The organism is Ekhidna sp., assembly GCF_965227465.1.
Classification (GTDB): Bacteria; Bacteroidota; Bacteroidia; order Cytophagales; family Cyclobacteriaceae; genus Ekhidna.
The window spans coordinates 3,999,032-4,011,225 of sequence record NZ_OZ245746.1 but is presented as its reverse complement, the minus strand read 5'-3'; the positions used below and the strand labels follow the sequence as shown (position 1 = coordinate 4,011,225).

At 39.4% G+C, this 12,194-nt stretch carries 15 protein-coding genes; 11 read left to right on the top strand and 4 right to left on the bottom strand.

Going from position 1 to position 12,194, the window contains the following annotated elements:
• The first annotated feature begins 286 nt into the window (after positions 1 to 286).
• Genes ACO05G_RS17715 through ACO05G_RS17700 form a run of 4 tightly spaced genes read left to right on the top strand, consistent with a single transcriptional unit; the run spans position 287 to position 3,402 of the window.
• Positions 287 to 913, top strand: a complete 627-nt coding sequence (locus ACO05G_RS17715) for a hypothetical protein (protein WP_421763941.1) — start codon at positions 287 to 289, stop codon at positions 911 to 913.
• Positions 910 to 1,944 carry a WD40/YVTN/BNR-like repeat-containing protein gene (locus ACO05G_RS17710; RefSeq protein ID WP_421763940.1) on the top strand — a complete coding sequence of 345 codons (1,035 nt, stop codon included), beginning with the start codon at positions 910 to 912 and terminating at the stop codon, positions 1,942 to 1,944. Before ACO05G_RS17715 ends, ACO05G_RS17710 begins: the two co-directional genes overlap by 4 nt.
• Positions 1,941 to 2,906: a porphobilinogen synthase gene (hemB, locus tag ACO05G_RS17705; RefSeq protein ID WP_421763939.1), complete on the top strand. Its 966-nt coding sequence runs from the start codon at positions 1,941 to 1,943 to the stop codon at positions 2,904 to 2,906. Before ACO05G_RS17710 ends, hemB begins: the two co-directional genes overlap by 4 nt.
• A gap of 1 nt (position 2,907) precedes the next feature.
• Positions 2,908 to 3,402, top strand: coding sequence for a hypothetical protein (locus ACO05G_RS17700; RefSeq protein ID WP_421763938.1), 495 nt, complete (start codon positions 2,908 to 2,910; stop codon positions 3,400 to 3,402).
• Positions 3,403 to 3,412: 10 nt separating this feature from the next.
• Here the strand turns inward: ACO05G_RS17700 and ACO05G_RS17695 are convergent, their stop codons facing one another.
• From ACO05G_RS17695 to ACO05G_RS17680, 4 genes are all read right to left on the bottom strand, one after another.
• The gene (locus ACO05G_RS17695; RefSeq protein ID WP_421763937.1) at positions 3,413 to 4,249 is read right to left on the bottom strand and encodes a hypothetical protein; all 837 of its coding nucleotides are present in this window, start codon (positions 4,247 to 4,249) and stop codon (positions 3,413 to 3,415) included.
• A gap of 77 nt (positions 4,250 to 4,326) precedes the next feature.
• Positions 4,327 to 4,704, bottom strand: a complete 378-nt coding sequence (locus tag ACO05G_RS17690; RefSeq protein ID WP_421763936.1) for a co-chaperone GroES — start codon at positions 4,702 to 4,704, stop codon at positions 4,327 to 4,329.
• A gap of 32 nt (positions 4,705 to 4,736) precedes the next feature.
• Entirely contained in the window at positions 4,737 to 6,086 is a 1,350-nt protein-coding gene (gene rmuC, locus ACO05G_RS17685) for a DNA recombination protein RmuC (protein ID WP_421763935.1), read from the bottom strand.
• Between the two features lie 41 nt (positions 6,087 to 6,127).
• The gene (locus ACO05G_RS17680; RefSeq protein WP_421763934.1) at positions 6,128 to 6,841 is read right to left on the bottom strand and encodes a pyridoxine 5'-phosphate synthase; all 714 of its coding nucleotides are present in this window, start codon (positions 6,839 to 6,841) and stop codon (positions 6,128 to 6,130) included.
• Between the two features lie 52 nt (positions 6,842 to 6,893).
• Here ACO05G_RS17680 and ACO05G_RS17675 point away from each other — a divergent pair, with 52 nt between their 5' ends.
• From ACO05G_RS17675 to ACO05G_RS17645, 7 genes are all read left to right on the top strand, one after another.
• On the top strand, positions 6,894 to 7,343 hold the full coding sequence (locus ACO05G_RS17675) for a GatB/YqeY domain-containing protein (protein ID WP_348283251.1): 450 nt from the start codon (positions 6,894 to 6,896) through the stop codon (positions 7,341 to 7,343).
• Positions 7,344 to 7,892, top strand: coding sequence for a CvpA family protein (locus tag ACO05G_RS17670; protein WP_421763933.1), 549 nt, complete (start codon positions 7,344 to 7,346; stop codon positions 7,890 to 7,892).
• 19 nt (positions 7,893 to 7,911) lie between these two features.
• The gene (locus ACO05G_RS17665) at positions 7,912 to 8,574 is read left to right on the top strand and encodes a CBS domain-containing protein (RefSeq protein ID WP_348283249.1); all 663 of its coding nucleotides are present in this window, start codon (positions 7,912 to 7,914) and stop codon (positions 8,572 to 8,574) included.
• A complete protein-coding gene (locus ACO05G_RS17660) occupies positions 8,571 to 9,443 on the top strand; it encodes an NAD kinase (protein ID WP_348283248.1) in 873 nt (290 codons plus the stop codon). The genes ACO05G_RS17665 and ACO05G_RS17660 overlap by 4 nt, the downstream gene beginning before the upstream one ends.
• Before the next feature lie 160 nt (positions 9,444 to 9,603).
• On the top strand, positions 9,604 to 10,689 hold the full coding sequence (locus ACO05G_RS17655) for a hypothetical protein (RefSeq protein WP_421763932.1): 1,086 nt from the start codon (positions 9,604 to 9,606) through the stop codon (positions 10,687 to 10,689).
• A gap of 3 nt (positions 10,690 to 10,692) precedes the next feature.
• A complete protein-coding gene (locus ACO05G_RS17650) occupies positions 10,693 to 11,382 on the top strand; it encodes a DUF6089 family protein (protein WP_421763931.1) in 690 nt (229 codons plus the stop codon).
• An 84-nt stretch (positions 11,383 to 11,466) separates the two neighbouring features.
• Positions 11,467 to 12,186: an isoprenyl transferase gene (locus ACO05G_RS17645; protein WP_421765724.1), complete on the top strand. Its 720-nt coding sequence runs from the start codon at positions 11,467 to 11,469 to the stop codon at positions 12,184 to 12,186.
• Positions 12,187 to 12,194: the final 8 nt, after the last annotated feature.

Below are 12,194 nucleotides of genomic sequence, written 5' to 3'. Positions count from 1 at the left end.
TCGAAAGGATCGAGTCCCATCAAATGACTTTCATCAAAAAATGGACGGAACTTTTCTCTAATTCTATGTCTAAAACTCCGTGTGTGAATGTGATTTTTTTTCCGATAAACATGACCTTTGCTATTTAAATTTGAACAAGTAAATTGGATAGAATCAAATCCATAAACAATGACTACCGTTAGCTCTTCAGATGATTTTTAATCCTGAAAATCATTTTAAAAGTCTGAGCAATTCAACACAAGTTATCACCCGTGCATACTAGCTTTGAATCTCAATTCAAAAGCACATGGATTTAAGACAAATCATCAAGCAAATTGTATCATCACCAGAACTACATGCTAAGTGGCTCAACTCCCTTTCCATGATGGAGAATACTGGAGCGCGAAAAATCTCAGCTTGTGAACATGATCAGCTAGTGGATGAAATAGTATTGAAGCATGCAGCGGAAGAAGCGCGTCATGCCTATTACTTAAAAAGCCAAATTAAAAAGACAGGGTTTCAGGGATGTCAAACGTATCAAGTGCACGAACTATTGGCACCAGTTCAAAGCTCTCAGTACTTACATGCACTGGATACTTTTATTAGTAGGTATCTGAAAAATGAGTTTGGATTTTCAGGCAATGAACTTAGGTATGCAGCATATCTTTTAGTGACCTATGCGATTGAAGTTCGTGCTGACGAACTCTATCCAATCTATGAAGAAGTATTAAGGGAAACAGTTAGCAAAATAAGCGTCCGAATGATTGTAGTTGAAGAGCAAGGACACCTGGAAGAAATGATTTCGCAGATGGATACATTCTTCGGGGACTGGAAACAACATGCACTATTTGTAGAATCCCTGGAACAAAAACTTTTTGCAAAATGGATTTCTGCTATCCAAAATTCCATTCAAAACGAACCACAACTTGTATGAAATATTTGTTCGTCCTGATCCCCATTTTATTATTGACTCATTGTTCAACCAAACAGCTTGAGCCAACAATCGAACCACTCGAAAGCCCCACCGAATCGTTACTTCAAGCCATAAGCATCGTTGATGAAAATACCACGTGGATTAGTGGTCATGATGCAACATTTGTGAGAACCAGAGATGCAGGAGAAAGCTGGGAGCTTTTCAATCATCCTACAGGGGATAGCTTACAGTTTAGAGATGTGCATGGATTTAATGAGAGCAAGGCGGTTTTGATGAGTGCCGGTCCTGGTTCTCTTTCCAGAATTTTTACGTTCACTGAGCCTAATCAATGGGAAGAAAATTTTGTGATGCAAGATTCTTTAGGATTTCTTGATTGCATTGATTTTTGGGATAATCAAAGAGGCATTGCATACGGAGATGCCATTGATGATTACCCATACATCCTGCTTACCAGCGATGGAGGAAAAAGCTGGAATCGCGCTGACACAGTCAATATGCCCCTTGCTGGTAATGGAGAGGGAGGCTTTGCAGCCAGTGGTACATGTGTGACGACCGGTGAAAATGGTAAAGCATGGATAGCCACAGGTGCAGGAGGTAACTGCAGATTTTTGATTACAGAAGATTATGGCCAATCATGGAAGGAAATAAGTTCTCCTTTGGTAACCGGTGATGCTGCCGGAAATACTTCAGTTTCCTTCATTGGAGATATAGGGGTTGTTACGGGTGGTGATCTTTTAATTTCTGATGATTACACAAATAATTGTGCCTTTTCAATGGATGGAGGGGCAACTTGGAAACTGTCCAATCAACCACAAACAGTAGGTGCTTTTTATGGAAGCACAATCACCAAAACTGACAATGAAACCTTTGCCATTGTCTGTGGTCCTAACGGTATAGATTACACAGTTGATCTGGGTCAAAACTGGATTAACCTTGACTCAGCTAACTATTGGGCGATCAGCATGAAAGGAAAAGTTGGGTATGCCAGTGGTACCGATGGCAAAATTTTGCGAATATCTTTGCAGCTATGAGGCGACCAAGAAGAAACAGAGCATCTGCGGCATTAAGAGACTTAGCTCAGGAAACTACGCTAACTACAAATGATTTCATCTTCCCGCTGTTCCTTTTGGATGGAAGCAAAAAGAAATCTGAAGTAGAAAGTATGCCCGGTATTTTTCGTCTTTCTGAAGATCTGATACTGAAAGAGGTCGAGGAATGTCTCAAAATGGGCATCAAAGGGTTCGATGTATTTCCTGTTGTGGAAGAGAAGTATAAAGACAAGACAGCCACCAAAAGCTATGATCCTGATTTCTTTTACCTGAAGACGCTCACTAAAATCAAAAAAGAGTTCCCTGAGGCACTCATCATTACTGATGTGGCTATGGATCCATATAGCAGTGATGGCCATGATGGGATCGTAGAAGATGGTAAAATCTTAAATGACGAGACGCTTGACATTTTAGGTCAGATGGCGCTCGCCCAGGCTGATACTGGTATTGATATGATCGGTCCATCTGATATGATGGATTTCAGAGTAGGGTACTTACGAAATGTGCTTGATGAACAAGGGCATACTGATACAGGGATCATGAGTTACACGGCCAAATATGCCAGTGCATTTTACGGTCCGTTTAGGGATGCGCTTGATTCAGCTCCAAAGTTTGGAGATAAGAAAACGTATCAAATGAATCCGGCAAATAGTGATGAGGCCATCCTTGAAGCTGAGCTGGATTTCAATGAAGGAGCAGACGTCATGATGGTAAAGCCTGCACTCGCATATCTGGATATCATCCAAAGATTAAAAGCAAATTTCAATATTCCTATCGCAGCTTATAATGTATCAGGCGAATATGCTATGATCAAAGCAGCCGGAGAAAAAGGATGGCTGGATGCCGATCGGGCAATGATGGAATCACTACTATCAATAAAGCGTGCTGGAGCTGATATGATTCTTACTTATTTTGCGAAAGAAGCTGCTGAATACATTGATTAAAATGAGCATAAGGAGATTTTTATTCTTGACAATAACTTTCGTGTTTGGAGGTTGTGCAAGTATTGTGAGTAAATCAACCTATCCAATTAGTATCACTAGTAAGCCTAATAAAACGGAAATTACTGTAGTAAACCGAAAGGGCGATATGGTTTATCATGGGACTACCCCGGCTCTTGTCTTACTAAAGTCCGGCCAAAGTTTTTTCAAAAGGGCTGAATATGAAGTTCAATTCCAAAAACAAGGATATCAGTCAAAAAAAGAACCTATCAAATTTAGGTTGGATCCATGGTATTTTGGAAATATACTATTTGGTGGTGCAATCGGAATGTTAATAATAGATCCGGCATCAGGAGCAATGTATCGTCTAAAAACTCCATTCGTAATAGCAGAACTGGAGGAGTTAAGCGCCTCAAAATCTGATCAAAAAGTCATAAAAGTATATCTCCTAAACGAGATCTCTGAAAGTTGGAAGCATCAGCTTATTCCAATCAATTAGGGGAATGATATTACTTATTTTGCGAAAGAAGCTGCTGAACATCTTCACCGGCAGCATTGAGGATTTTCCTATTTCGATTAAGAAATTTTTCAAAGAGTGGTTTATAAAAATCTCCATTTGGCATTGCAAGAGCCTCTTGCCACACAGGCAATGCCAGAACCGGACTCAATTCGAGATCCAATGCCATCAGAACTAAATCTGCTGCTTTTTTCTCACTTGTTTCCCCTGGCTTCAGTTGTACCTTGTAGGTTTTTGATTCCACAGTTTCTCCTGCGAAAGTGCTACTAAGTTTAAAGGTAAAAATGCCGTCAGTCAAACCATAGGTAGTTGGTTTGAGGGTATACGTATGTAACTGCGTTCGAAAATCCTGGATTTTATTTCCGTTGTTATCACTAACTGACACAATGTAGTTGACGACTGGTTCATCATGAAGATGCCAGAAAATTTCAAAGGGCTCACTTTCATTCCATTCAATGTACCCCGACCTGTCAAACGGAGGAGATAACACAGTGATTGTCTTCGTGTAATCATATGCCGTACTATCCCCATACAATAACCCCAGTTTAGGTCGATCTTCGCGGTTTTGAAACGGTTCCGGCTTTAGATAAAAAGTAAAAATCTTTTCTGTGTGTTCGTAAGTAGTTCCTCCCTTATGTATTAAACTCAGAAATCCACCTTCCTTTATTTCAATGGAAGTAACATCATCAATCATTTGAAGGGGTTTTACCTCAATACCATAGGTATTAGCATTCTTGGCTACCAAAACCTGGAAAGGTAATTCGCTGGTTTCCTGTGCTGGTAGAAATAGAGATATAGAAAGAATTAGAAGGCTAATTACAAGCCGCATCTTCTCATTCGGTTAATCTTCTTTAAAAGTAAGAATTAACAGAACATTATTTAAGAAAAAAGGAAGAAAATAGAATTTTAGTTAAAGAGGTCTTCTTCTCTCTCAAGCATCAAAATGGATGACTGAGGCACAATAAAATACTTTTCCTTATTGTATTGAACCTCAAAAGCCCCTTTTTGCAAAAAGATGGCTAAATCTCCTTCCTTAGCTTGTAGTGGAATGTACTTGATTTTTTCATCTTCCGGCTTCCAATCCTCATCATCAACTGCATGAGGGATCGGATACCCTGGACCAGCCTTAACAATATAACCACTTTGCACCTTCTCTTTCTCCTGAACTCCTAGAGGAAGATATATTCCACTATCCGTTTTCTGAGCTTCTTTTACCGGCTTGATTAGTACCCGGTCTCCAACCACCAGGATGTTTTTCAGCTTATTATCTGAAGTCAATTCCATTCCTAAAAAATTAGTGCTTAAAATTAGTGCAATTAGAACAGCTGAGACGAACCATCATCGTCCTTGGCTCCCGCCCGATGTAAAAGTTTGTCATCCATCGACTTTGAAGTTTTAGAGCCTAACTCCTTCAGGCGCTCCGTTTTCCGAATCAAGTTATCTTTTCCCTCAACCAGCTTATTCATGGCCTGCCCGTATTGTTGCTTTGATTTATCCAGGGACTTGCCCACTTCAACCAGGTCATCAACAAAAGCCTTGAATTTATCATATAAAGCTCCACCTTGTCGTGCAATTTCCAATGCATTTCGGTTTTGATATTCATGTTTCCAGATGCTCGAAACCGTGCGAAGGGTCGCTATTAATGTAGCCGGACTTACTATTATAATACTCTTTTCATGAGCGTCATTGTATAACTCGCCACCGTGCTGAACAACCATTGCAAACGCCGATTCAATTGGCACAAACATCAAAACGTAATCCAATGATCCTCCATCAAAAAGCTGATGATAATTCTTTTCTGCCAGCCCCTTTACATGAGCCTTTACCGACAAGATATGATCCTTTAAATGCTGCTCCCTCTCGGTTTCATCTTCCGCATTCATATATTTTTCATAAGCTACCAATGACATTTTAGCATCGATAACCAGGTTCTTATTGTCGGGTAGTTTGATGATAACATCCGGTCTCAATCTTCTTCCTGCCTCGGAGTGTAGCGTTTCCTGAACAATGTATTCACGGTCTTTTTCAAGACCAGATTTTTCCAGTATTCTCTCCAAGATGACCTCACCCCAATTACCTTGCATCTTCACATCCCCTTTAAGTGCTTTGGTTAAGTTCTCAGCCTCTTTGGTCATCCGATCGTTCAATTCCCTCAAACCAATGATTTGTTCCCTCAAAGCAGTACTTCTCTCAAGGCTTTCCTTATTGGTTTGTTCAACTTTCTTTTCAAACTCTGAGAGCTTTTGACCGAGCGGATTCAATAGCTCATTTAGGTTCGTCTTATTTTGATCAGTGAACTTCTTGCTCTTCTCTTCGAAGATTTCATTCGCCAGATTTTTAAATTCAGTAGTGAATTTTTCCTGAAGTTGTCCGAGCTCACCTTTCTGCTCTTCCAGTCTTACCTGGAGGTTTTGATAATTCGCCTTCAAAGTAGCATTCTGATTGTTGAGGTGAATGACCTCCTCTCGCTCTCTTCGCAATTCTTCATTTAGTTGCTGAAGTTCTTCTGCCAGTTTTTTTGATCTTTCAATTTCCAGTTTAAGCTGAATCTTTAATTCCCCATTTTCCGGCACGTCCGAATTACTTCTAACCCTAAACAGTAACCAGCCAACAGGAACACCAATTAACAAGCCCACAGCCAAAAAAATCAAACTAGCAATTTCCATTAATCAAAAATAAGCATTTTACTAAAATGTTTAGCAAAAATTTAACTCAACTCCCGCAAATACATCTGAATCGTGTTCTCCAATCCAAAATAGAGTGCATCACATACCAGCGCATGACCAATGGAAACCTCTTCAAGAAAATGGATCTGAGATTTAAAATGTTTTAAGTTCTTCAAATCCAAGTCATGGCCTGCATTTATACCTAACCCTAAATCATATGCATATTTTGCTGAAGACCTATAATCCTTAACCGCATCATCTTTATCTCCATGATATTTCGAAGCATACATTTCAGTATACAGCTCTACCCTGTCAGTGCCACATTTTTTGGCGCCTTCCATCATCTTATTATTTGGTTCAATAAATATTGAAGTACGTACTCCCCAGCCTTTAATCTTTTCAATAATCTTGGAAAGCATTTCTTCATTATTGACCGTATCCCAACCTGCATTGGAAGTTAAAACCTCTGGCGGATCAGGCACAAGTGTGGCCTGCGTTGGCCTCACTTCCTCAATGATTTTAATGAACCTTTCATCCGGATACCCTTCAATATTGAATTCCGTTGTTACAACATCTTTCAAATCATACACATCTTTTTTGGTGATGTGCCGCTCATCAGGCCTTGGATGCACAGTGATCCCTTGTGCTCCAAATCGCTCGCAATCTTTTGCAACCACTACCAGATCAGGATTATTGCCTCCTCGGGCATTTCGCAGGGTAGCAAACTTGTTGATATTGACACTTAGTTGGGTCATAGCTTAAGAATGTTTTTCTTCGCAAAGTTGTTCAAACTAAAACAATGATGCCATGAGTTTAAAATCTACCATAGAAGCAGAAATAAAGCAGGCCATGCTTGCCAAAGATAAAGATCGTTTGAGGGCTTTAAGAGCTATAAAATCTCAAATTCTCTTAGCTGAAACCGAAAAAGGAAATGAAGGTGAACTTACCGAAGAAACGGAACTAAAATTGCTCACAAAAGCTGCAAAACAACGCAAAGATTCCATTGAAGTCTTCGAAAAACAGAGTAGAGACGATCTAGCAGCCACCGAAAAATCTGAACTTGAGGTAATTGAAAGTTTTTTACCCAAGCAGCTTTCAGAAGCTGAAGTTGAAGCCGAGGTAAGTCAAATCATTCAACAGGTGGGCGCTGCTGGCCCACAAGATATGGGCAAAGTAATGGGGGCTGCCACAAAAAAATTGGCCGGAAAGGCAGACGGAAAAATGATTTCTTCGTTAGCTAAAAAACTATTGAGTTAGTTGGAGACTCTTGATATCATCCTGCTGATTTTACTAGGACTCGGAGCTGTTAAAGGCTACACGAGGGGATTTATTGTCGAAGTTTTTTCGTTTGTAGCATTTTTCATAGGGCTATTCTTAGCACTAGAACTAACTATTCCTGTCGCAACTGGTCTGTTTGGAAATAGTGATTATTTCGAAGTTTCAGCCGTACTTGTTTTTATTGGGCTATTTATTCTTTTAAGCCTCGCAATTAAGGCAGGAGCAAAAGCCCTTAAAAATATTATTGACATGACCCTGTTTGGAACACTAGACAATTTGGTGGGTGCAATAGCTGGGGCATTTAAATGGGCATTTATCATTAGTATCATATTTTGGGTTTTTGATTCTGTCGGCTTTGATTTGGAAGATCGCTATGCGCAGGATGCTATTATTTTTCCGTATATTGTAGATATAGGACCTACTGTTTTTGAATGGTTAGGTCAACTGATCCCCTTTATTAAGGATTTGATAGATTCATTGGAAACCCTACCAAAAGGAAAAAGTAGTCTTATGACTTTCTTAAATTGATGAATGCTAATTTAAAGTTATGATTGCAGAGCAGCTTATTAACTACATGGTGCCCCCACTTAAACCTTCAGACGATATTGCGCGGGCAAAACAATGGATGGATGAGTTTAGGGTAAAGGAACTTCCTGTCGTTGACAATAATAAACTGTTGGGTTTTGTTTCTGAAGAATTGCTATACGACGAGAACATTTTGCATACTGAAGTTGGAGCTTATCCGCTGGTTGGTCAATCTTGCGTTGTTTCCTGGAATAGTCACTACTATGATCTATTAAAAGTTCAAAATGATCACCATATGGATATGGTTGCAGTAATTAAGAATACTGAATTTCAAGGGGTTGTCCTAATCTCTGATATCCTCCGAGAGTTTGCTAAGACTGCTATTGTAAACTCAGCTGGTGCTATCGTTACCCTTCAATCTAGCCTAAACGATTACTCTTTATCCGAGATCTCAAGAGTTGTCGAAATGAATGGGTCTACCTTATTGGGGGCAAACGTTAAACCTGATCTCGATGACCCGTCACTAATTGAAATAGTACTTAGAATCAATCACCAAGATGTCAATCAGATAGCCACTGGGCTCTCAAAAAGTGGTTACAAAGTCACATCATCCTTCAACACAGAAGACAATTCATTTGATGAGAAAGATCGATTTGGTCTTTTAATGAAATTTCTAGATCCATGAATGAAATAAAAAAAGTTGCTCTTCATGGACTTACCCTAGAAAAAGGCTCTGAAAAATACTTAACACAAATCATTGACCGTCTAAAGAAAGAAGGAGTTGAAGTTTGGTTCACATCGATATTTCACGAGCGTAATACGAAGCTGCTTGGCGAGGTTAAAATCGCTGAAGTAATCTCCTCCGATTTTCATGTTGTTTTTAGTTTAGGTGGTGACGGCACTTTCCTCGAAACATTATTATGGGTAGGGAAAAGCGAGGTGCCAATCTTGGGAATCAATATGGGCAGGTTAGGGTTCCTTGCTTCTATAGCCAAAGAATACATTAAGGAGTCCCTTTATCTCCTTTTCAAAGGAGAGTTTGAGATAGAAAGCAGATCACTGATTTCTCTGGAAACCAATTTAGATTTATTCAAGGGCAAAACGTATGCACTTAATGAATGTGCCATCCTGAGAAAGGACTCCTCTGCAATGATTATGGTCAAATGTTACATAAATAACCAATACCTGAATACCTATTGGGCCGATGGTCTTATGGTTGCAACTCCTACTGGCTCAACCGGATATTCTTTGAGCTGTGGTGGACCTTTAATGATGCCAGATTCTAAAGATTTCATCATCACACCAGTAAGTCCTCATAATCTAAACGTACGACCGTTGATAGTTTCAGATGAATCAGAATTAAAATTTGAAATTCAAACAAGGAATAGGAGTTTTCTTATATCATTGGATTCTCGATCCGAAACGATTGAGAACGATGTAGAAATTGTTGTTAAAAAGGCTCCTTTTCATGCTAAATTAATTCGAATAGAAGGAATCAACTTCCCTGATACCATTCGGAATAAGCTCGGCTGGGGATTTGATAAACGGAATTAATTTTAATCTTTTTAAAATACATTTCATCGAATTGCCTCCTTTTTTGGATGAAAAAGTCAATTGTTTTAATAGCTTTATGCGTTGACAACTAGCGATTTATCGAAAAAAAGTAAAGTATAGAATAATCAAACACGTATTTTTGTGTTTTAAAGAGTGAAATATGAAACTCAAAAGCCTATTTGTTGTACTCCTTTCCATTGCCATGCTGGGCATAGCAGATAATGCAGAAGCGCAAAGGAAAAACAAGTATAAAAAGAGAAGACAGACCAACAAAAAAGTATCTCATTATAAGGGAGGAATAAGAGGATATGGAAGATTCGAGCCATTCTTATTTGTAGGTGCTCAGATAAATACTGGTAATTATTTTGGTGATTTAGCACCTGTAAACAAAGCCGCTAGTACAGATATTTCCTTTACACGCCCGGGATTTGGACTGTCTGCAGGATATAAGTTTCATCACTCAGTAGCGATTACTGCAGATATCAACTGGGTTAGAGTATTTGGTGATGACTTCACCTCTGATCCGGGCACAGAAGAAGGATTTCCAAGGTACGCTCGAAACCTGAGCTTCAGAAACGACATCAAAGAATTTAGGTTAGCAGTTCAAATATTCCTTTTCCCGAATTACGGCGGTCCTAGCCAACGACTACCATTCAATGCCTACTTATCTTTAGGAGGTGCGGTTTTTCATCATGAACCGAAGGGCAAAGTACCGGATGCTGATTATCAAAGCGCTCAGGATGGCTCTGTAGCAGCACCGCAAGCAGGTGAGTGGGTTAAATTACGACCGCTCGGTACCGAGGGGCAAAACTTAGGTATAGTTGAGCCATACAAATCAATTAATTTTTCCATCCCGGTTGCGGTTGGAGCTCAAGTACGAATACCAAATACTCAGCTTACAGCAGGTATTGAGTTAGGAATTAGGTATCTCTTCACTGATTATATCGATGATGTAAGTACCGAGTATGTGAATTTGGATAGATTCGATGACGACCTGGCACGCATCATGTCTGATAGAGCTACCGTGCCATTTAGTTCAAAAGGTGAGGCCAGAGACCTATCAAGTGTGCGAATACTTAATACTCATGGTGGAGGTCATACCTATTATATTGAGGGAAATGTAGGAACCGGACTTGATGGGTCCCGAAGAGGTAATCCCGATGATAACGACATGTTCTTTGTGACCCAACTCAAATTAAGCTATGTGTTAGGTGGGACTACTCGTAGAAGAGCTAAATACAGATAAAACTTGCGTAAAGTATTTTCAGGTCTTTTGTTATGTTTCAGTGTAACAGCCTTCGCCCAATTCATCGAATTTGGAGGCGGTGTTGGATCAATGAATTATTCGGGAGACCTGGTTAGAGGTTTTAGTTTTAGCACCAGTTCCTTAGCCGGAACAGGATTTTACCGAATGAATTTTTCTGAAATTCTCACCGTCAAATTAGCAATTACCGTTGGTAAGGTAAAAGGATCTGAAACGCCTATTGATGCTTTTGCAGTTCAAAGAGGTCATTCTTTTAGCTCTACTGTTATAGAGGCTTCATCCGTTTTTGAGTACCACTTTCTGGACTTTAAAACCGAAAACTCACGAGTGAATTACTCACCATACATTTTTGGAGGCATAGGATTTATCAATTTTAGCGATGCTCCGGAAAATGAGGGCGTTGGGAAAATTCAGCCGGTTTTACCTGTTGGGGTTGGATTTAAATACCTTTTTCAGAAAAAATATACAATCGGATTCGAAGCGGGTGCTCGAAAAACTTTCTTTGATTATTTAGATGGCATCTCAGATGGAGATCAGGTCATCAAAGATTATCAGTATGGTAATCCAAAAGACGATGATTGGTACTTTTTTACCGGGCTAACTTTTAGCATTACGCTCTTTAATGTGCCTTGTCCGTTCCCCTACAGACCCAATCAATCAATTCTTTCTCGTTAATAGAAGTTAAATCACTGATTTACATTCCCTTTAAGTAAAAAAAAGTCCATTTTTGTAGCCTTTTTGAAAATCGAGTTGGAGCAACTGAGAAAGCAAATATCTGATAACAATATTCCTGAACACATCGCTGTGATCATGGATGGGAATGGTCGTTGGGCGCAAAAACAGGGGGTGAAGCGGATTTTTGGTCATCAAAATGCAATAGAAGCTGTTAGAAGTGTTACTGAGGGGTCTGCTGAATTAGGAGTGAAATACCTCACTTTATATGCTTTTTCAACAGAAAACTGGGATAGACCAAAATATGAAGTTGATGGTTTAATGACACTTTTAGTAAATACGATTAAAGATGAATTACCAACTCTGCAAAAAAACAATATTAGGTTGACCAGCATCGGTGATATAACTGCTTTGCCTGCTAATGCTCAAAGAAGACTTGGCGAAGCGATAGAGTTGACCAGAACCAATACAGGTATGACTTTAGTTTTAGCTCTAAACTACAGTGGTAAGTGGGATTTGGCGAATGCGATGAACAACTTAATAAAAAAAGGGAAATCGTACATCGAACCTTCTGACATTGATGAGCATCTTTCTACTGTAGGTATTCCAAATCCTGACTTGTTAATAAGAACAAGTGGAGAAATGAGAATAAGTAATTTTTTGTTGTGGCAGATGGCCTATACCGAGCTTTACTTTACAGAAGTTCTTTGGCCTGATTTTAGAATGAAAGATTTATACGAAGCAGTTATTTCCTATCAAAAAAGAGAGCGAAGGTTTGGAAAGACGAGTGATCAAGTGAAAGCGTGAAATTACAG